The following is a 20,078-nucleotide window of genomic DNA, read 5'->3' on the forward strand; positions in this document are numbered from 1 at the left end:
TTTTTGAAGCTTCTGGTGCGTTTAAGATTTCTGAACGACTCAGGCTCGCCGCCAAAAAAATGAACGAGGTTTTTATATTTTGTCGCTCTCGGCAGTTTACACTTTCTTGGGGTGTTATCTGTATTAAAAACCTGCAGATTAAACTGATAATTATAAAAATTCTGATAAAGCGTTGTGCAGAGTTTATTCGCGTTGATAGAGCCGATAACCTGTGGTGAAAAAATCTCGTCCACATCGGAAATTAAAATCAAATCATCATCTTTAGCACTTTTGAGGCCCTGCATGATGGCATTTCTCTGCGCGGCTTCATTCGCCCATGCATCCACCACCAGACCGTCCTGATGCTGATCGCCGCCGTCAGAGGCTTTCATGAGAGGTGTTTCATCATGCACAACATAAATAATTTTATCTTTAAAAGGACCGTATTTATTTATGTCAAAGTGAAGCTGCCGCTTTTTGCCGGTAAAGGTATGCGTTGACTCAACGATAACGAACCGATCAACAACGTCCGCTAGCGTATTTAGCCTGATATCAAGAAGCATATCTTCATCGTAATACAAGAAGCAGTCGTAAATCATCATTAAAGTCCTTAAATTTGCGTCTACACTGCGCTTTTCCAACGCATTCGCTATTTTCATTTCGCGCAATGCTAACTGAGCACCCCTGGCATATGCAAGAGTGCTCTGCTTTATCATTCCTTTCTCAAACCGAGTGCATTCTCTGTGCTGAGAGCGAAAACGCTTGTCGCGATTAGAAATGGGACTTAACGGACGCCTCAATTTCATCAAGCAGTTCAAAGCGACGACGGTATTCAGCGCGTTTTTTACTGGCTATCTCGTCGAGGGATTTGCGCTCCATCTGCAGCGGCAGCTGCCAGCAGAAGGTGGAAAGTTTTTTTCCACCCAAAGAATCCCAGAATTCGTCATAGCTGGCGTGGAAATGACGGCCTTTGCTGAGGCGATAGCGCAGCGCGCGGAAAACGTGTCCCTCATCGCTGACGGCAAAAATGGCCCGAACAGATGACTGCGCTGCCAGCTGGAAAAGTACCTCCATCAGCACGCGCTTGGGAAACAGGCCATGGCAGGCGCGAGTTGCCAGTTTAATGGCATCTCGTGACACGCAGCGACGGGGGCCCTGAAGTCCGCCAATGACCACAACGGGCTGGCCATTGCTGCGGGCGACGCTAAAGGTCAGGCTGGCAAGAAGCGTATCCTTGTTGTCGCGCAGCCAGAGCGTACTCTCACCTTCACGCTCGGCTTTGCCAGCTGAAGACGCATTAACCGTGTAGGTCACGCCGTCTTTGACGTGGAACTCCGCAATAGGTTGTTCCTGCGCGCCGGTCATAGCCTGGGCAAGACGGCTCTCCTTCAGGCGATCGATCCAGTAGTAATGGTTAACGATAGCGTCGGCGCGATCGTTAGCCGTTAAGCCGCGCATCAGGTACTGCCGATGGGTCTTGCTGGGCAACGTAATTTGCGATGTCAGCAGTTTGTCGAAATCGTCACGGCCAGAGAGGGCTTCCAGCATACGGTGGGTGGAAGACCAAAAGAGCAGGGAACGTAAAAGGAACTTCAGTCGGTAGTCGCGTTTCCGCCAGATTGGCCCCGGGACGCGTTTGCCGTTCACCAGCTCGGAAATAATATTCGTGCGATGCGGATAGAAAACATCGTTATGTAGCTGTGTATTAGACACGTGAAGACCTCTCGTTTTTATCTCCCCTTATTCTAAGGAGCCAGTAAAAAGGGATTAAGAGCGCGCGGATCTTTATTTCTCTTTGGTTTACCGTTTGTTTTACTTTGTAAGGGCTGCGCTGATCTTCTTGCGCTTTTGACGGCGGCTATACTGTTAAAGGGAGGCCTTATGTATCAGCGAATAGAAGGTGGAGAGTGGCGTCACGTATGGGTTGTCAGCGACATACACGGCTGTTACCAGAGGCTCATGGAGGAACTGAAACGCCGTCATTTCAATCCTTATGAGGATTTACTTATTTCCGTTGGCGATCTGATCGATCGTGGTCCGGACAGCGAGAAATCATTGCAGCTCATCAATGAGAAATGGTTTCGAGCAGTGCGGGGCAATCATGAGCAAATGGCAATAGATAGCCTGGATAATAATGATTTTGCGCTCTGGACAATGAATGGCGGAATGTGGTTTTCGCGGCTTAAGCATGAAGAGCAGCAGCGGGCGCGCTCGTTACTTAACGCATGCCGTGCGTTACCGCATATTATCGAAATTACCTGCGCGAACGGGTTGAACGTTATTGCTCATGCTGATTACCCGGCGGAGGAATACCGCTGGGAAAAACCGGTAAGCGCCCAGCGCGTGTTATGGGATCGCGACCGCCTGATGGGGTTTATGGTGGGCAAAGGGCAGGGAATTAGCGGGGCGGATCACTTCTGGTTCGGACATACGCCCGTCGACAGAAGGTATGATTTTGACAATCTGCACTACATTGATACGGGGGCCGTATTTGACGGTTACTTTACGCTGGCGCAGCTGCAGTAATAAATAACCCGCCTTCGGGCGGGTTCTCTTTAGGTCAGGCAAGACGCATGACCCAGGCATCGGTTTTACTATCGTAATGCTCACGGTAAAGGACAGAATGTTCGCCATCAAGTATTGCCGGGACGCTGGTGTCTGCATCCCATGCATCGAGCTGCATGCACAAATCCGGGTCGGATTTGCAGGGAATACTTAACGTTCGATCGCCTTGTGCTTCGCCGCGCAGCTCTGCGTCGTCGATCTCAAAAGCGCCAATACGCACGCTAGTTTTCGTCATAGTGCTCTCCGGGTCGGTTGTCAAAATCTGGTATGACCAGTATGGGCATCCATTTTTGATCGTAGACAAGGAGAGCAAAATCGCCAGTAAAAAAATGCGCTTTTTTCAGGCGGTGCGATCGTTACCGGTAAACAGTCGGCCATCCCGGACCAGTTCGCGTGGATAGCTGTTTTTAAGCCTTGAACCGACCTTTTTGGCCAGCCCCAGCGGGAATCCCTGATAGGTCACTACCACTTCATCTGCGGAGGGCGAGCTGTCAGGATAAACATCGCGGCCACGGTACCACTCTTCGGCTTCCTGGTGCGTCAGGGCAAAGGTATTCTCGCGTCCGGCAAGCGCGATGACGGCCTCATGCTGCCAGCGATAGCCTTTATTATGCACTTCCGCCAGGCGGATCCCGATTCGGGAAAAACGGACCTTTCCGATGAGCGGTGCGATCTCTGCCGGGAACAACCATACCTCTTTATCACGCACCCAGAGTCGCAGGCTCTCATCCCAGACCAGGCCAACCTTTTCGGCGGCGGCGACAAGCTGTGCTGCATCGCGCCCTTTGAGGGGCGCAAACGGGAAATTGCCGACCTTGAATTTGGGGGCGGGCAGGGGAGCAACCGCCTGCGTTTTACGCAGGCGCGCCACAAAGAACCCTTCGCAGTCGTAAATCTGCGGGAACACGTGGAGGAAACCTTCCGGCGTGACCGCCTCCTGTGCCGAGGAAAACAGATCGTTAAGCGGCAGGAGCTCGACCGCATCCGGATATTGCGCTTTCAGCCACAGGCAGACGTCTTCGTTTTCATCGCGGTTTAAGGTGCACGTTGAATAGACCAGCGTGCCGCCGGGGCGCAGGGCGTGGAACGCGCTGTCGATCAGCTCGCGCTGCGTGGCGGCGATCTCAAGATTGCTCTCCACGGACCAGTTCTTTAACGCATCGGGATCTTTACGCACTACCCCTTCACCGGAGCAGGGGGCGTCCAGCAGGATGGCATCAAACATTTCCGGCAGGGCGGCGCCAAAGACGCGACCGTCGAAGTGCGTAAGAGCGACATTGTGAATACCGCAGCGGCTGATATTGGCATGCAACACCTTCACGCGGCTGGCGGAAAATTCGTTGGCGAGGATTGCTCCGCGATTGCCCATGCGCGCGGCAATCTGCGTGGTTTTCGAGCCGGGCGCGGCGGCGACATCCATCACGCGTTCAGGCGCGTTACCGTCGGCGAACAGGGCGGCAACCGGTAACATCGAGCTCGCTTCCTGAATATAAAACAGACCGCTCAGATGTTCTGCGGTACTTCCCAGCGGCACCGCGTCTTCGTCATCGCGGTCGATCCAGAATCCCTCTTCACACCACGGAACCGGCGTAAGCTGCCAGCCGTACGGAGAAACCAGCGTCAGAAAATCCTCGACGCTGATTTTCAGGGTGTTGACGCGAATGCTGCGGCGTAACGGACGCTGACAGGCGGCGATAAAATCGTCCAGCGACAGATGAGAGGGAAGCGCCTCGCGCATCTGCGCCAGGAATTGATCGGGAAGAAATACGGAGTTTTGAGCCACGAGCACACCACAGGGAAAAGTTCAGGTGCGCAGTGTAACATAAAGGCTCCGGTGCGTTGACACCGGAGCCTGTCAGATTAACGCGGCAGGGCCGTTCCCCATTCGCGCCACTCTTTCGGTTCGCTTTCCAGCAGCAGGAAGTGTTTACCCGGCTGCGCTTTCGGCGCCAGCGGCGTTCCCGGCGGGGTGGCAAAGGCAATACCGCCGCGGATGAACTGGTTGAAGGTACCGGTTTTCACCACGCCACCCGTCAGGCCGAAGTCCAGCGAATAGCCGGATGCCAGCCAGAACACCGAGTTATTACGCACCAGATGCTGGTAACGCTCGCTGATGCGTAGCGCCACCATCACGCGGTCGGAGAGTGTGCCGAGCGTGAGGCCCGTTACCGTACCCACCTCAATGCCGCGGAACAGCACCGGCGTACCGATGCCAAGCGAGCCCGCTTCCGGCACTTCCACCACAATGCTCAGGCCGCCAAGGTAGCGCGAGTCGGTAATGGTAGCTTCCTGCAGCTCGAAATCACGACGGGCTTTGCCCTGACCGGGCTCGACGTTGATGTAAGGCTGCAGAATGGTGTCGAGATGCTCAACGCCCGCGGCCGAAATCTGTGGGGTCACCACCGAGAAGCGGGAACCCGAGCGGGCGAAGGTCTGCACATATTCCGGATAAAGCACGGCGGTGGCCTGCACCTCGTTGCGCGAGGTGATGAGCGTCAGCTTCTGGATCTGCCCGATATCAATGCCCAGGTAGCGAATTGGCATGCCTTCCGCCAGCTTGCCGGCATCGAACGCATGCAGGGTAATCTGCCCACCCACGGCACGCGCGGCGGTTTCGGATGGGAAGAGAATTCGCTTATCGCCTTTACGCAGGTTCGCGCCCGCGCCGCTGAGGTTATCAAAGCTGATCGCCCCGCGCAGCGCGCGCGAGAGCGGGGAGGCCTGCACGGTCAGGCCGTTGCCGTTAAGCTGCACCTTCGCGCCGCCCTCGGCCCAGAAGACGCTGTTTGGGGTCAGCAGCTTGCGGTACTCGGGCTTGATATGCAGTTCGATATCAAACGCGTCCGCACGCGGGCGAACGGCGATCACCTCCCCAACCTCAAATTTGCGGTAGAGCACCACGGAGCCCGCCTGAACGTCAGGCAGCGTCTCGGCGCTTAAGGTCAGGGTCGTGGTTGGCATATCGCTCAGGCTGTTTTCAATCGCTTTGTCCAGGTTGGCGTAGAGCGGGTAGCTGTCGCGAACGGGGCCTTTATTGCCCGGCAAAATGCGAATACCGCCGTTAACCCATTCGCTGGCGCTGGCGCCGAGGAACTCCACGCCGTCCAGACCCACCTTCACGTCGACGCGGCTGTTCACCACGAACTTACTGTCGCCATGGACGAGGTTGCTGTATTGCGGATCGATAGCTACCGAGAAGCTCACGCCATTTTCGGAGAGCGTTCGCTCCAGCACCTGACCCACCTGTACGCCGTGCAGAATCAGCGGCTGACCGGCCTCAATGCCGTAACTTTCAGGCGCATTGAGCGTAACCGTCACGACGCCTGGTTTTTGCAGCAGCGCTTTATCCGCCGGGGCAATGACGAAGCTATTGCTGGGCTGACCTTCACCGGGGATCAGTTCAAAGGTATTTCCGGTCAGCAGCGTGCTGAGGCTGGCATCGTTCAGAGAGAGTTTAGGGCTGCGCATCTCGATGCGCGTTTTCTCGCGCAGGAGATCGACCACGCTCGGATCGACCGTCATTTCGCCCGTGACCGAACCGCCAGGGTTGAGCGTCATTTTGGTGAGCTGGCCGACCTGCAGTCCCTGGTACATCAGCGGCGTTGACCCAGCTTTCAGCCCTTTGGCATCAGGCAGAACGAGCTTAACGATCACGCCACGCTGGCTGTGCGCCAGATCCGGGTATAAACCGAACGTGTCATCGGCCGTGGCAGGGCTTGAGTTTTCCGGGGAGTCAAAGGCAATGGCACCGTTAACCAGGGCGGCCAGACTCTCCAGCTTCACTTTTGCACCGCTCAGGCTGAGGTCGGCATCGACGCCGGACACGTTCCAGAAGCGGCTGCCTTTTTTCACCAGATTGGTGAAGCGACGCTCGATCAGCACATCAATGGTGACGCCCTGTTTATTCGGGTTGATGCTGTAATCATACACGCGGCCAACCGGAATCTTGCGGAAGTAGACCAGCGAGCCGCTGTTCAGCGAGCCCAAATCCGGTGCCTGAAGATGGATCATCAGATCGCCGTTATTGAGGCGGTATTTCGGCTGCGTATCCAGCGCGACAAAGTGATCTTGCGGTTCACCCTTGCCCGGCATCATGCCGATGTAGTTGCCGCCAACCAGCGCATCCAGCCCGGACACGCCGGCCAGGGAGGCTTTCGGCGTCACCAGCCAGAACTGCGTTTCGCTGCGAAGAGCATCCTGCATGTCAGATTTAATACTGACCCGCACCTGAATCTTGTTAAGCCCTTTTCCAAGGGAGATGTCCTGAACCGTACCGACTTCGACCCCCTGAAAACGAACGGGGGTTCGTCCGGCGACGATGCCGTCGGCGGTCTGAAAATCAATGGTGACGGTACTGCCGCGATCTTCATAGCTCGTCCAGATAAGCCAGCCTGCAATCATCAGGGCGATGACGGGCAGCAACCAGAATGGCGAAATGCGGCGTTTAGTTTTAATTCTCGCTTCAGTCGGCGAAGCGGGGGTTTCCTGACTCATGTGCATCCCAAAGTAAGCGGCTATCCAGCCATTCCACAGCAAGAATAGTCAATATCACCGCAGAGCCGAAATAAAAAGCCGCGGGTCCCATAGTAAAAGCAAGAAGCTGGTCGCGATTGATCAGCGACATCATCAGCGAAATCACAAACAGATCCAGCATTGACCAGCGGCCAATCCAGGTGACGAATCGCAGAAGCAGAATACGGGTACGTAAACCTTGTTCACACTTAAAGTGAATGCTGACGAGCAGGGTAAACATCACCACCACTTTGGTAAAGGGAACCAGGATACTGGCAATAAAGACGATGGCCGCCACCCCAACGTTACTGTGTGCAAGGGAGATAATACCGGAGAGGATAGTATCTTCCTGACGGCCACCGTTCACGTAAATAATGGATATCGGCAGCATATTGGCCGGGAACAGAAACACCAGGGAGGCAATCAGCGCCGCCCAGCATTTTTGCAGGCTGTTGTTGCGTCGTAACCTCAACGGTATGTGGCAGCGCGGGCAGCGTCCACGCTTGTCGGGCAACCCGGTGTAATGGCATCCCAGACAGACGCGGAGGTTTTCATCCGGGCGGGTGGCAGGGCGCTGCGGGTAAAAACGCTCCCAAAGCTGCTCAACGTTCAGGTGGATCAGTGTCAGGATGCTGAGCAATACCAGGCAGATAAAGGCAAAAAGCCCGACGCCCGGCTGCAGAAAGGCATAGTCCTGCACCTTGATTGATGCCACGCCCACGCCCACCAGATAGATATCCAGCATGACCCACTCTTTAAGCTTTTCCAGCATCAGCAATACCGGACGCAGGTTCATTCCCAGTATGTTACCAAACCACAGGTAGGCAATGGCTGCAACCAGCACCAGCGGCGCGCCGACCACGCAGAACAGTACCATGGCGGCGGTGAGAGGATCGCCCTGGCTCGTCATCTGCCAGATACCCTGCAGCACGTTGGCGTCAATGCGCACACCAAGCAGGTAAAGCTTCAGAAGCGGCTCGGTCCAGGCGAAGGGCATCAGCAGCAGCATGGTAACGGCCATAGCGGCAAGGCGGGTTAACGACCAGTCGCGGCCGTCACGAATTTTAGCGTCACAGCGGGGACAAAAGGCGCTTTGGTGCGATTTCATCTTCGGCAACATAAAAAGCGTATCGCACTGGGGGCAACGCTGATAATGTGCACGAGGCAAAGCGTCGCTTACCGTATGGACAGTTATCTTTTTTGTCGGCGTAATTTTGGTTGTTTTTAAGGCCATCAGCTGCGCGCAAATAAGTATTGTTGAACGTTATATTAACTCATGAACGGATTCATCTTGAGCATGAGCGCATTTATTGCTTATTTTAATAGGCTATGCGGTAATTTTGTAAGACAACTAAGTGATTGAATAATGAACAAAACAGAATTCTACGCGGATCTGAACCGCGATTTTAAGGCATTGATGGCAGGTGAAACCAGCTTCTTAGCCACTCTGGCAAATACTAGCGCATTGCTGTTCGAACGGCTATCCGATGTGAACTGGGCTGGTTTTTATCTCCTGGAAGGTGAAACGCTGGTGCTGGGTCCGTTTCAGGGCAAACTGGCCTGCGTGCGTATTCCGGTAGGGCGCGGCGTATGCGGTACCGCGGTGGCCGAGAATCAGGTTCAGCGCGTGGAAGATGTTCATGCGTTTGACGGGCATATCGCCTGCGATGCTGCCAGCAATTCAGAGATCGTTCTGCCGCTGGTGGTAAAAAATCAGATTATTGGCGTTCTGGATATCGACAGTACGGTCTTCAGTCGCTTTACAACCGAGGACGAACAGGGGCTGCGCGAGCTGGTGGCGAATCTGGAAAACGTCCTCGCTGCAACCGATTATCAAAAATTCTTTGCGAGCGTCGCAGGATAATCAACGGATAACGTAGCATTTACTGATAGCGTCATTATAATGACGCCTGTTCATGCCTGCGCTTGTTGGCAACGTCCGTTGTAATCAGGAAATTTCATGGAAAATCAACCTAAGTTGAATAGCAGTAAAGAAGTTATCGCATTTCTGGCCGAGCGTTTCCCGCAGTGCTTCAGCGCGGAAGGTGAAGCACGTCCCCTGAAAGTCGGTATTTTTCAGGATCTGGTAGCGCGTGTTGAAGGGGAAATGAACCTCAGCAAAACTCAGCTGCGTTCTGCCTTACGTCTTTATACTTCGAGCTGGCGTTACCTGTACGGTATCAAACCGGGCGCGACCCGCGTGGATCTCGACGGCAACCCTTGCGGCGAGCTGGACGAGCAGCACGTAGAACACGCGCGCAAGCAGCTGGAAGAAGCCAAAGCACGCGTTCAGGCACAACGTGCAGAACAGCAGGCGAAAAAACGCGAAGCCGCAGCGGCAAACGGCCAGGAAGAAGCGCCTCGTCGTGAGCGTAAACCACGTCCTGCGCCGCGTCGTCACGACAATAACGATCGCAAACCGCGTGCAGACAAACCAGCAGCGAAAGCCCCTCGTGCGCCTCGTGAAGAGCAGCGCCATACTCCGGTTTCTGACATTAACGCCCTAAGCGTGGGTCAGGCTCTGAAAGTAAAAGCGGGCAACAACGCAATGGACGCCACCGTACTGGAAATCACCAAAGATGGCGTTCGTGTACAGCTGACTTCTGGTATGTCAATGATTGTACGCGCAGAACACTTGTTGTTCTGAAACGGAGGCCAAGCCTGGCATGAACACTTTTTTTAAGCTCACCGCGCTGGCGGGCCTGTTTGCCATAACAGGTCACGCTTTCGCAGTGGACGATATCACGCGTGTTGATCAAATTCCGGTACTCAAGGAAGAGACGCAGCACGCGACGGTAAGCGAGCGTGTAACCTCTCGCTTTACCCGCTCGCACTATCGTCAGTTCGATCTCGATCAGGCCTTTTCGGCCAAAATCTTTGACCGCTATCTGAACTTGCTGGATTACAGCCATAACGTTTTGCTCGCCAGCGATGTCGAGCAGTTCGCTAAGCGCAAATCCGAGGTGGGTGATGAGCTGCGGTCAGGCAAGCTGGATCTGTTCTACGATCTCTACAACCTGTCGCAGAAGCGCCGCTTTGAACGCTATCAGTACGCGCTGAAAGTGCTGGAACGTCCAATGGACTTCACCGGCAACGACACCTTTAATCTCGATCGCAGCAAAGCGCCCTGGCCGAAAGACGAAGCCGAACTGAACGCGCTGTGGGATGGAAAGGTCAAATACGACGAGCTAAGCCTCAAGCTGACCGGCAAAGATGAAAAAGAGATCCGCGACACGCTGACGCGTCGTTACAAATTTGCCATTCGCCGTCTGGCGCAGACCAACAGTGAAGATGTTTTCTCGCTGGCGATGACCGCCTTTGCGCACGAAATCGATCCGCACACCAACTATCTCTCTCCACGCAATACCGAACAGTTCAATACTGAGATGAGCCTGTCTCTGGAAGGTATTGGCGCGGTACTGCAAATGGATGATGACTACACGGTGATCAACTCCATGGTCGCGGGCGGCCCGGCATCCAAAAGCAAAGCGATAAGCGTAGGCGATCGCATTGTGGGGGTAGGACAAACCGGTCAGAGCATGGTTGATGTCATTGGCTGGCGTCTGGACGATGTGGTTGCGCTGATCAAAGGTCCGAAAGGCAGCAAAGTTCGTCTGGAAATTCTGCCTGCCGGTAAAGGCACCAAAACCCGTATCGTGACCCTGACCCGCGAGCGTATCCGTCTGGAAGACCGCGCGGTGAAAATGTCGGTGAAAACCGTGGGTAAAGAGAAGGTGGGTGTCCTGGATATCCCTGGCTTCTACGTGGGGCTGACCGACGATGTAAAAGTTCAGCTGCAGAAACTTGAGAAGCAGAACGTGAGCAGCGTCATCATCGACCTGCGCACGAACGGTGGCGGTGCGCTGACCGAAGCAGTGTCGCTCTCAGGCCTGTTTATCCCGTCTGGCCCGGTTGTACAGGTGCGTGATAACAACGGTAAAGTTCGTGAAGATGCTGATAACGACGGTGTGGTCTATTACAAAGGCCCGCTGGTGGTTCTGGTTGACCGCTTCAGCGCGTCCGCATCTGAAATCTTTGCCGCTGCAATGCAGGACTATGGCCGCGCGCTAATCGTGGGTGAGCCCACCTTCGGCAAAGGTACTGTTCAGCAGTATCGCTCGCTGAACCGTATTTACGATCAGATGCTGCGTCCGGAATGGCCTGCGCTGGGCTCCGTTCAGTACACCATTCAGAAGTTCTACCGCGTTAACGGCGGCAGTACGCAGCGTAAAGGCGTAACGCCGGATATCATGATGCCGACCGGCACGGAAGAGACCGAAACCGGCGAGAAGTTTGAAGATAACGCGTTGCCGTGGGACAGCATCAATGCTGCGACATTCGTGAAGGCGGGTGATATGACGCAGTTTGGCCCTGAACTGCTGAAAGCGCATAATGAACGCATCGCGAAAGATCCGGAATTCCAGTACATCATGAAGGACATTGCGCGTTTCAATGCCCTGAAAGATAAGCGGAATATTGTTTCTCTGAACTACGCTCAGCGTGAAAAAGAGAACAATGAGGACGACGCAACGCGTCTGGCGCGTATCAACGATCGCTTCAAGCGAGAAGGTAAGCCTCTGCTCAAGAAACTGGACGATCTGCCAAAAGATTACCAGGAGCCGGATCCGTACCTGGACGAGACGGTGCATATCGCGCTCGACCTGGCGAATCTGGAAAAAGAGAAGCCTGCCGTACAGCCCGCTCCGGCAAAATAATCTCCCAACAGGCACAAGAAATTGTGCCTGTTTCTTTTTGTTCTGCATCCTTCCGTCAGGCTGATTTCCAATTGTGTAAAGTTGTGTCTTTCTGGTGACTTACGCCCACCGGATGCTTGAAAATAGCCGTAATACCCATACGATGTGGGTAATCGCATAGTGCGTTTTGTTAAACTGAGGTTAAAAGAAAATTATGATGCGAATCGCGCTCTTCCTGCTCACCAACCTGGCGGTGATGGTGGTTTTCGGGCTAGTGCTAAGCCTGACGGGAATTCAGTCGAGCAGCGTTCAGGGTCTGTTGATTATGGCGCTGCTGTTTGGTTTTGGTGGCTCTTTCATTTCCCTGCTGATGTCAAAGTGGATGGCGCTGAAATCCGTAGGCGGTGAGGTGATTGAACAGCCGCGTAACGACATGGAACAGTGGCTGATGAATACGGTGGCACAGCAGTCTAAGCAGGCAGGCATTGCGATGCCGCAGGTTGCTATTTACCATGCCCCGGATATTAACGCGTTTGCTACGGGTGCCCGTCGTGATGCCTCGCTGGTTGCCGTGAGCACCGGGTTGTTGCAGAACATGAGCCGTGACGAAGCCGAAGCGGTTATCGCGCACGAAATCAGCCATATCGCCAACGGTGACATGGTGACCATGACCCTGATTCAGGGTGTGGTGAACACCTTCGTTATCTTCATCTCCCGTATCCTGGCGCAGATTGCGGCTGGCTTCATGGGCGGCAACCGTGATGAAGGTGAAGAGAGCAACGGTAATCCGCTGATCTACTTCGCCGTATCGATGGTGCTGGAACTGGTGTTCGGTATTCTGGCCAGCATTATCACCATGTGGTTCTCCCGTCACCGTGAGTTCCATGCGGATGCCGGTTCAGCGAAGCTGGTAGGGCGTGAAAAGATGATTGCCGCCCTGCAGCGTCTGAAAACCAGCTACGAGCCGCAGGAAGCGAACAGCATGATGGCCTTCTGCATCAACGGCAAATCAAAGTCGCTGAGCGAGCTGTTTATGTCTCACCCGCCGCTGGATAAACGTATTGAAGCGCTGCGCAGTGGAGAATACCTGAAGTAACGCTAAGCGCTTAAATAAGCCGGGCAGGAGAAGACTCCGTCCGGCTTTTTTTATGCCTGAACGCCGGATTGGGTCACGCGCAACCCGCTGACGATGGCTGCAAGGGTGGCAAGCGCACCTGCGGTGAGAAGCGCAACGTGGTTACCGTTTTGCCCGGCAAGGTTAAACATCAGGGCAACCAGCGCCGCACCGGTGCTTTGCCCCAGCAGACGCGCGGTCCCCAGCATGCCGCTGGCCCCTCCGCTGCGGTGGCGCGGCGCAGAGGTAATAATGGTGTGGTTGTTGGGGGACTGAAACAGGCCAAACCCGGCTCCGCACAGGATCATGCGCCAGATTATGTCCAGATCCCCTGGCGATGATGGAAGCAGCGCCAGCGCGAAAAGACCTGTTGCCATCACGGCCAGCCCCACCGCGCCCAACAAACCGGCATGTACACGTTCTATTAAGTAACCTGCCAGCGGTGCCATCACCATCGTCGCCAGCGGCCAGGGGGTTAACAGCAGCCCGGTCTCCACTTCGGAACGTCCTATCACGCTTTGCAGGAAGAAGGGCAGAGAAACCAGAGCCAGCATCTGGGCGCAGAATGAGCAGACGGAGGTGCAGATGGAAAGCGAAAAGAGGGGAATACGCAGCAGATCGACCGGCAGTAAGGGCACCGGCAGGGAAAGCTGGCGGCGAACAAAGAAGAAGCCCGTCACCAGCAGGGCAACAAGCTCCACGGCGGTTAGCATCAGGGATTGACCCTGCGCAAAACCGCTCAGGGCGGTAATCAGCAGACCAAAGGTGAGCGCATTCATCACCGCGCTTGCTACGTCAAAGCGCGGCATGGTGCTTTTCGGGCCGTTAGCGGGGAGAAATCGCAGGGCAAAGAAGATGGCCACGATACCCAGCGGCACGTTTATGGCGAACAGCCACTGCCACGAGGCGACAGAAAGAATGGCCGCTGCAATCGTTGGCCCGGCGGCAGAAGAGACCGCGACAATAAACGAATTTATCCCCATGCCGCGGCCCAGATGGCGGTGCGGATAGATTAAGCGGATTAGCGCCGTATTGACGCTCATCAGCGCCGCGCCGCCAAAACCTTGCGCGATGCGCGCCAGCGTCAGCGTATGCAGAGAGTCCGAAAGGGCGCACAGCAGTGATGTAAAGGTAAATACCACCAGCCCGCACTGATATATCCGACGGTAGCCGAACATATCGCCCAGAAAAGAAAAGGAGAGCAGGGAAACCACAATCGCAATCTGATAGGCGTTAACAATCCATATCGAACTGGCCGGGGAAGCATGCAGATCGGTTGCAATGGTGGGAAGGGCAACGTTCGCAATCGTGCCGTCAAGAACGGCCATTGAGATACCAATAATAATCGTAGCGATAGCGCCATACCGCTGGGGCAAAGGCAGGCCATCGGAAAGGTTCTTTTCCATCGGGGATAAATAGCTCAGAGTGAAATTATTCTCAGGGTAACTATTTTAGCATCGTTAACACCGTTTTATGTCGCAGATTTGTAACGAAGTAAACGCGGATTGATTGCAGGTAACATGACGGGAATTTATAATAAAAACCGGTTCTGATTTTTATAAAACACTCTCTATGAGGTGGTAAATGGCAATTGCGGATTTGGATAAACAGCCAGATTCAGTTTCTTCCGTGCTGAAGGTGTTTGGCATCTTACAGGCGCTCGGGGAAGAGCGTGAAATTGGTATCACAGAGTTGTCACAGCGCGTGATGATGTCGAAAAGCACCGTTTACCGCTTTTTGCAAACCATGAAATCACTGGGTTACGTTGCACAGGAAGGCGAATCTGAAAAATATTCTCTGACGCTGAAACTGTTTGAACTGGGTGCCCGGGCATTGCAAAACGTGGATCTGATCCGTAGCGCGGATATTCAGATGCGCGAGATCTCCCGCCTGACCAAAGAGACTATCCACCTGGGCGCGCTGGATGAAGACAGTATTGTTTACATCCATAAAATAGACTCCATGTATAACCTGCGTATGTATTCGCGCATTGGTCGCCGCAACCCGCTTTACAGCACGGCAATCGGTAAGGTTCTGCTGGCGTGGCGCGATCGTGAAGAAGTTAAACAGATCCTCGATGGCGTGGAGTACAAACGCAGCACTGAACGCACCATTACTGACACCGATGAGTTATTAACGGTGCTCGACAAGGTGCGTGAGCAAGGGTACGGCGAAGATAACGAAGAGCAGGAAGAAGGGCTGCGCTGTATTGGCGTTCCGGTGTTTGACCGTTTTGGCGTCGTGATCGCGGGGTTGAGCATCTCTTTCCCAACGCTTCGCTTCTCGGAAGAGCGCCTGCACGAGTACGTGGCTATTCTGCATACCGCCGCGCGTAAGATTTCTGAACAGATGGGTTACCACGACTATCCGTTCTAACCCCGGTTAGCATAAAAAAACGCCGCATCTTTGCGGCGTTTTTTATTTGTCGTAAACGCTGTGGCTCAGCCATTATCAATCACGACGGAGGTCTTGCGCAGTACCGGGCAGTTGGTTAACCCAATGATCCCGCTATCCGAATGGAGATACTGCGCCGTGCTAACTCCCTGTGCTGTTAAATACTTACATTGAATGCCTAACCCTGCGGCGTTTTCGGTGCTTCCCACCAGCACGCCATAACCCGTTAAAAGAAGGCCAATCCAGAGTATCGCCAGTGCAACAATTGTACGAATAATTAAGCGCATTATTACCTCTTTATCATTGTTATCATGATGCTAGCCTAACCGGTTTACGTAATGAAACAAGTGCAGGATTCTGAAAAGAGCCTGATGGCGCTACAGTTAGTCCTTGTTTAAGATAACCGTGATAACCTGGTCATATCAGGTCTGTAAACGGAGTGTGGAGTGAAAAAAATACGCTGGGTGATTCTGATTATCGTGCTGATAGCGTGCGTGGTATTGTGGACGCAGACTATCAACGTGATGTGCGATCAGGATGTACAGTTTTTTAGCGGCGTTTGCGCAATCAATAAGTTTATTCCGTGGTAGCACGCATTTTTTCTTCAGGTGATTTCCTTCCTTCGCGCCAGTGGTAAAATAGACGTTTTTATTGAGGTGGTGAAATGGGTGAGTTACTGAATTCAGGGCTGCTAAATATGGCATCCCTGACGATCTCTTTGGTTGTTCTGCTGGTGGGGCTGGTCATTTGGTTTTTCGTAAACCGTGCCAGTTCACGTACCAATGAGCAGATCGAACTGCTGGAAGCGCTGCTTGAGCAGCAAAAACGGCAGAATGCACTGTTGCGTCGTCTGTGCGAGGCTAACGAGCCGGAAGAGAAAGAAGCACAAAAAGAAGCGGTCGTTGACGAGAACAACGATCAAGACGATTTTATCCGCCTGGTGGCTGAGCGTTAATCGTATTATTCCGGGAGGTGGCAGTGGTCTGGAAAAATCCCTGGTATGACCCCTCCCTGAAACATCACACCCCAAACGGTTTTCGTAATACCACTTCTGCAGGACACCAGCCTGGCGACCTTGACCGCTGGCGCAAAGAACGCAAAGCCGCTGGCTTACCGAAGCCGCCCGCGTTCGGCTACGATGACTTTATACGGCGGTGGTGGCAACCGGCCGATCTTCAGCAGCCGCAGCAGGATGGTGCGTGGTGGCTCGGACATGCGAGCATCCTGCTGCAGCTGGACGGCAATTTCCTTCTTACCGATCCCGTTTTTTCAAGGCGCGCTTCTCCACTTCCTTTCTTAGGGCCGCAGCGTAGAACGCCTCCGGCACTCTCTGTCGATCAACTGCACCAGCTTGACGCGGTCGTTATCTCGCATAACCATTACGATCATCTTGATGAACTCACTGTTCGCCACATTCTCAAACGCTTTCCGGACGTTAGCGTGTTTGTTCCTTTAGGCCTGGGCGGCTGGTTTCGCCGCCGGGGCGCAAAACAGGTGGTTGAGCTCGACTGGTGGCAGAGTTATACCTGGCAGGGGATAACATTATCCGCCGTACCGGCGCAGCACTGGAGTATGCGCACGCTCTGGAACCGCAATCGCTCATTGTGGTGCGGCTGGGTCTTTGAAGGGCGGCATCACCGGTTCTGGTTTAGTGGCGATACCGGCTATTCGCCTGAGCTGCTGATGATACCGGAACGTTTGGGGAAAATTGATGCTGCAGCATTGCCCGTTGGCGCCTATGCTCCACGATGGTTTATGGCCGTACACCATATGGATCCCCAGTCTGCCGTTGCGCTGTGGCAACAGTTAGGTTGCCCGCTGGCGTTCCCTGTTCACTGGGGCGTGTTTGAGCTGGCGGATGAAGCGCTGGATGACCCCATAAAAGAATTAACTGATGCGCTGGATAATGTAGCACCAGTTAATAATACTTTCAGGATACTGAAAGTTGGCGAGTATTTACCCTTATAAACGAAGCGATGAATTGTTGCGTATATTGTGTATGTATTCGTCGTCAGGAAAATTTTAATTTTATCGAAACGTTTTGCTTGCCTTGTTTTGATGCAGAGTCATAAAAATTTCATTATTTTGGTGCATAACACTGCTAATTACCTGATGGATTTTAATACAGAAGGGTGCGGATTATTAACATCGTTTTTGGCTGAAACAATACGGTCACGTTACAATGATTTAAGCATAAGTTTTCACAATTTGTTCTAACTCAATCAACGCCAAAGATTTCTTTTCCCGACTGCTGGACGCATTGTAATGATTGAGCTATGTTAAAAAAGTCTTAGATTACAGCGGTTGTGCAAGCAGCGTTGAGTCTGTGTAAGGGAGTATAGCCGTCTGTTTGAGAAGCGCATAATTGTGCAATTCCTTACAGACAGTGTTCGAATTTGTGCGGCGGATCGAGACATGTTTAAAAATGGCTTGCCATATTAAACATAGTGTGTGATAACACGTTTTGGGTCAAACGAGGTACAGTTCTGTTTATGTGTGGCATTTTCAGTAAAGAAGTCCTGAGTAAACACGTTGTCGTTGAATACCGCTTCTCTGCCGAACCTTATATTAGTGCCTCATGCAGTAATGTCTCAGTTTTATCTCAGTTAATGCCTGCGGGCTAAGAAAACACTCTAAGGAATTTTGCAAAATGGCAAAGATTAAAGGTCAAGTTAAGTGGTTCAACGAGTCTAAAGGTTTTGGTTTCATTACTCCTGCTGATGGCAGCAAAGACGTGTTCGTACACTTCTCTGCAATCCAGGGTAACGGCTTCAAAACTCTGGCCGAAGGCCAGAACGTTGAGTTCGAAATTCAGGACGGCCAGAAAGGCCCAGCTGCAGTTAACGTAACTGCTATCTGATCGAACCGCTGCTGACTGGGGCGCATAGCGCTTCACTCTCAGACATAAAGCCTCGCATCATGCGGGGCTTTTTTATTCCCTATCTTTCAAAATATTACTATCTACGGTCTTGTTAGCAACTTGTTGCAAAGCTGCGAGGTTAGTATCACAGTTTCGCCTCCCTAAGCGCATCTTTTCTCGTTAAATCAGAGCGTTGTTTAACAGCTCTGGGGTTCAGGTGAAGAAAAAATTGATATTAACCGCTGGCAATTTCACGCCGGCGCGTTTTGCGCTGCTCTGTTTCGCTATTTTCTGCAGTCTGGCCTTTTTACTTGGCCGCGTTGCCTGGCTACAAATCATCAAACCTGACAATCTGGTGAAGCAGGAAGATATGCGATCCCTCCGTCAGCTGGCGATTGATGCGCCGCGTGGGATGATTATGGATCGTGAAGGGCGACCGCTGGCGGTCAGCGTACCCGTCCGGGCCGTATGGGCCGATCCTAAAACGGTGCTGGCAAAAGGTGGCGTTGGGTTTGATGAACGCTGGCAGGCGCTGGCGAGCGCGCTGCACCTCTCGTTGAGCACCCTTTCATCACGAATTAACGCCAACCCCCAAGGCCGCTTCATCTACCTGGCGCGTCAGGTCGACCCTGCTCAGGCGAAGTGGATTGATAAGCTCAATTTACCCGGCATTAATTTGCGCGATGAATCCCGCCGCTTTTACCCGGCAGGCCACGTGGCGGCGAACCTGATTGGCTTCACCAATATTGACGGGCAGGGCATTGAAGGGGTGGAGAAAAGCTTCAATACTCAGCTGACCGGTAAAGCGGGTGTCCGACAGGTCCGGGAGGATCGCTACGGGCGCGTGGTTGAAAACCTGACGGAAGTGGCGCCCACGCCGGCACATAACATCCAGTTGAGTATTGACGAGCGGCTGCAAACCATTACCGAAGACGCGCTGGACAATGCCGTCGCCTGGAATAAGGCCGAGTCAGGGGCATCGGTGCTCATTAATATCCCCACCGGGGAAATACTCGCCATGGCGAGCTATCCGGATTTCAATCCCAATAACCGGGAAGGCGCGACGATAAACGATTTTCGCAACCGGGCAATCAGCGATACGTTCGAGCCCGGTTCGACCGTCAAGCCGCTGGTGTTGATGACGGCTCTGCAGCAGGGGCTGGTCCAGCCGGACAGCGTCATTGATACCCACCCGTATACCCTTGACGGGCATCGTATCCGCGACGTGGGTTATTATCCTGAGCTGACCATGACCGGGATCCTGCAAAAATCGAGCGACACCGGCGTATCCCGGCTCTCGCTGGCGATGCCTGTCCAGCATCTTATTGATACCTATCGAAACTTTGGGTTTGGCACCAACACGGGGCTGGGCTTAACGGGCGAAAGCGCCGGGCTGTTGCCACAGCGTAAATACTGGAGTCAGCTAGACCGCGCGACTTTTGCCTTTGGCTACGGCCTGATGGTCACACCGCTCCAGCTTGCCCACGTCTACGCGACGATTGGCGGCTTCGGGCTTGAGCGTCCACTCTCCATAACCCGCATCGATCCCCCGGTTATCGGCCACCGCGTCATGCCGGAGGAGATCGCGCATGAAGTGGAGCACATGATGGAAAGCGTCGCGCTGCCCGGCGGCGGGGGCGTTAAGGCCGCCGTTCGCGATTATCGCGTGGCGGTTAAGACCGGGACGGCGAAGAAAATTGATGATAGCGGCAAATATGTCGATAAATACGTCGCCTATACCGCAGGCGTTGCGCCTGCCAGCGACCCGCGTTTCGCCCTGGTGGTGGTGATTAACGATCCACAAAACGGGGCCTACTATGGCGGGGCGGTTTCCGCGCCGGTCTTCAGCGAAATCATGGGCAACGTGCTGCGCCTGGAGAATATCAAACCCGATGGGCTGCCGGCCGGTTCAGACCACCTTATCGTCATGCGGTAATCCAGCCGTTTTATAGCAGGGCGA

At 53.7% G+C, this 20,078-nt stretch carries 18 protein-coding genes and 2 pseudogenes; 12 read left to right on the plus strand and 8 right to left on the minus strand.

Features of this window, described 5'->3' with window-relative positions; genetic code table 11:
• Positions 1 to 578, minus strand: a pseudogene (locus tag IM284_RS15180) (benzoate transporter); the annotation flags it as partial.
• A gap of 172 nt (positions 579 to 750) precedes the next feature.
• Positions 751 to 1,692 carry a VirK/YbjX family protein gene (locus IM284_RS15185; protein ID WP_047367809.1) on the minus strand — a complete coding sequence of 314 codons (942 nt, stop codon included), beginning with the start codon at positions 1,690 to 1,692 and terminating at the stop codon, positions 751 to 753.
• A 168-nt stretch (positions 1,693 to 1,860) separates the two neighbouring features.
• Here IM284_RS15185 and pphA point away from each other — a divergent pair, with 168 nt between their 5' ends.
• Positions 1,861 to 2,505 (plus strand): protein-serine/threonine phosphatase, encoded by a 645-nt coding sequence (gene pphA / locus IM284_RS15190; protein WP_047367808.1) that lies wholly within the window; start codon positions 1,861 to 1,863, stop codon positions 2,503 to 2,505.
• Between the two features lie 34 nt (positions 2,506 to 2,539).
• Here the strand turns inward: pphA and IM284_RS15195 are convergent, their stop codons facing one another.
• The 4 genes from IM284_RS15195 to yebS all read right to left on the minus strand — a co-directional run bounded on the left by IM284_RS15195 (position 2,540) and on the right by yebS (position 8,290).
• On the minus strand, positions 2,540 to 2,779 hold the full coding sequence (locus IM284_RS15195) for a YebV family protein (protein ID WP_008500472.1): 240 nt from the start codon (positions 2,777 to 2,779) through the stop codon (positions 2,540 to 2,542).
• A 105-nt stretch (positions 2,780 to 2,884) separates the two neighbouring features.
• On the minus strand, positions 2,885 to 4,333 hold the full coding sequence (gene rsmF, locus IM284_RS15200; protein WP_205626244.1) for a 16S rRNA (cytosine(1407)-C(5))-methyltransferase RsmF: 1,449 nt from the start codon (positions 4,331 to 4,333) through the stop codon (positions 2,885 to 2,887).
• A gap of 71 nt (positions 4,334 to 4,404) precedes the next feature.
• On the minus strand, positions 4,405 to 7,038 hold the full coding sequence (locus IM284_RS15205) for a PqiB family protein (protein ID WP_045630782.1): 2,634 nt from the start codon (positions 7,036 to 7,038) through the stop codon (positions 4,405 to 4,407).
• Complete coding sequence (gene yebS, locus IM284_RS15210; protein WP_041909475.1) at positions 7,007 to 8,290, minus strand: membrane integrity lipid transport subunit YebS; 1,284 nt, start codon at positions 8,288 to 8,290, stop codon at positions 7,007 to 7,009. The genes IM284_RS15205 and yebS overlap by 32 nt, the downstream gene beginning before the upstream one ends.
• A gap of 132 nt (positions 8,291 to 8,422) precedes the next feature.
• Between yebS and IM284_RS15215 the strand changes: the two genes are divergently transcribed.
• From IM284_RS15215 to htpX, 4 genes are all read left to right on the plus strand, one after another.
• A complete protein-coding gene (locus IM284_RS15215) occupies positions 8,423 to 8,920 on the plus strand; it encodes a GAF domain-containing protein (protein ID WP_008500476.1) in 498 nt (165 codons plus the stop codon).
• Between the two features lie 96 nt (positions 8,921 to 9,016).
• The gene (gene proQ, locus IM284_RS15220; RefSeq protein WP_028013543.1) at positions 9,017 to 9,703 is read left to right on the plus strand and encodes an RNA chaperone ProQ; all 687 of its coding nucleotides are present in this window, start codon (positions 9,017 to 9,019) and stop codon (positions 9,701 to 9,703) included.
• A gap of 19 nt (positions 9,704 to 9,722) precedes the next feature.
• On the plus strand, positions 9,723 to 11,771 hold the full coding sequence (gene prc / locus IM284_RS15225) for a carboxy terminal-processing peptidase (protein WP_028013542.1): 2,049 nt from the start codon (positions 9,723 to 9,725) through the stop codon (positions 11,769 to 11,771).
• A 193-nt stretch (positions 11,772 to 11,964) separates the two neighbouring features.
• Positions 11,965 to 12,846, plus strand: a complete 882-nt coding sequence (gene htpX / locus IM284_RS15230) for a protease HtpX (RefSeq protein WP_010432647.1) — start codon at positions 11,965 to 11,967, stop codon at positions 12,844 to 12,846.
• Positions 12,847 to 12,896: 50 nt separating this feature from the next.
• Here htpX and IM284_RS15235 read toward each other — a convergent pair whose 3' ends face one another.
• A complete protein-coding gene (locus IM284_RS15235; protein ID WP_047367806.1) occupies positions 12,897 to 14,270 on the minus strand; it encodes an MFS transporter in 1,374 nt (457 codons plus the stop codon).
• Between the two features lie 178 nt (positions 14,271 to 14,448).
• On the opposite strand from IM284_RS15235, the gene kdgR reads away from it, so the two are divergent.
• Positions 14,449 to 15,240 (plus strand): DNA-binding transcriptional regulator KdgR, encoded by a 792-nt coding sequence (kdgR, locus tag IM284_RS15240; RefSeq protein WP_047367805.1) that lies wholly within the window; start codon positions 14,449 to 14,451, stop codon positions 15,238 to 15,240.
• A gap of 65 nt (positions 15,241 to 15,305) precedes the next feature.
• On the opposite strand, the gene IM284_RS15245 is transcribed toward kdgR, so the two are convergent.
• On the minus strand, positions 15,306 to 15,545 hold the full coding sequence (locus tag IM284_RS15245) for a YobH family protein (protein ID WP_041909477.1): 240 nt from the start codon (positions 15,543 to 15,545) through the stop codon (positions 15,306 to 15,308).
• Positions 15,546 to 15,704: 159 nt separating this feature from the next.
• Here IM284_RS15245 and mgrB point away from each other — a divergent pair, with 159 nt between their 5' ends.
• The 6 genes and pseudogenes from mgrB (at position 15,705) to ftsI (ending at position 20,054) form a co-directional block, all read left to right on the plus strand.
• Positions 15,705 to 15,848 carry a PhoP/PhoQ regulator MgrB gene (mgrB, locus tag IM284_RS15250; RefSeq protein WP_006175995.1) on the plus strand — a complete coding sequence of 48 codons (144 nt, stop codon included), beginning with the start codon at positions 15,705 to 15,707 and terminating at the stop codon, positions 15,846 to 15,848.
• Between the two features lie 74 nt (positions 15,849 to 15,922).
• The gene (locus IM284_RS15255; protein ID WP_047367804.1) at positions 15,923 to 16,213 is read left to right on the plus strand and encodes a YebO family protein; all 291 of its coding nucleotides are present in this window, start codon (positions 15,923 to 15,925) and stop codon (positions 16,211 to 16,213) included.
• Positions 16,214 to 16,236: 23 nt separating this feature from the next.
• Entirely contained in the window at positions 16,237 to 17,226 is a 990-nt protein-coding gene (locus IM284_RS15260; RefSeq protein WP_082131803.1) for an MBL fold metallo-hydrolase, read from the plus strand.
• 524 nt (positions 17,227 to 17,750) lie between these two features.
• Positions 17,751 to 17,895: pseudogene (locus IM284_RS15265) on the plus strand (DUF2627 domain-containing protein).
• 13 nt (positions 17,896 to 17,908) lie between these two features.
• Positions 17,909 to 18,118, plus strand: a complete 210-nt coding sequence (cspE, locus tag IM284_RS15270) for a transcription antiterminator/RNA stability regulator CspE (protein ID WP_001062678.1) — start codon at positions 17,909 to 17,911, stop codon at positions 18,116 to 18,118.
• Between the two features lie 217 nt (positions 18,119 to 18,335).
• The gene (gene ftsI / locus IM284_RS15275; RefSeq protein WP_028013537.1) at positions 18,336 to 20,054 is read left to right on the plus strand and encodes a peptidoglycan glycosyltransferase FtsI; all 1,719 of its coding nucleotides are present in this window, start codon (positions 18,336 to 18,338) and stop codon (positions 20,052 to 20,054) included.
• Positions 20,055 to 20,078: the final 24 nt, after the last annotated feature.

Source organism: Enterobacter cloacae complex sp. P12RS, assembly GCF_014895875.1.
In the GTDB taxonomy this organism is placed as follows: domain Bacteria; phylum Pseudomonadota; class Gammaproteobacteria; order Enterobacterales; family Enterobacteriaceae; genus Enterobacter; species Enterobacter bugandensis.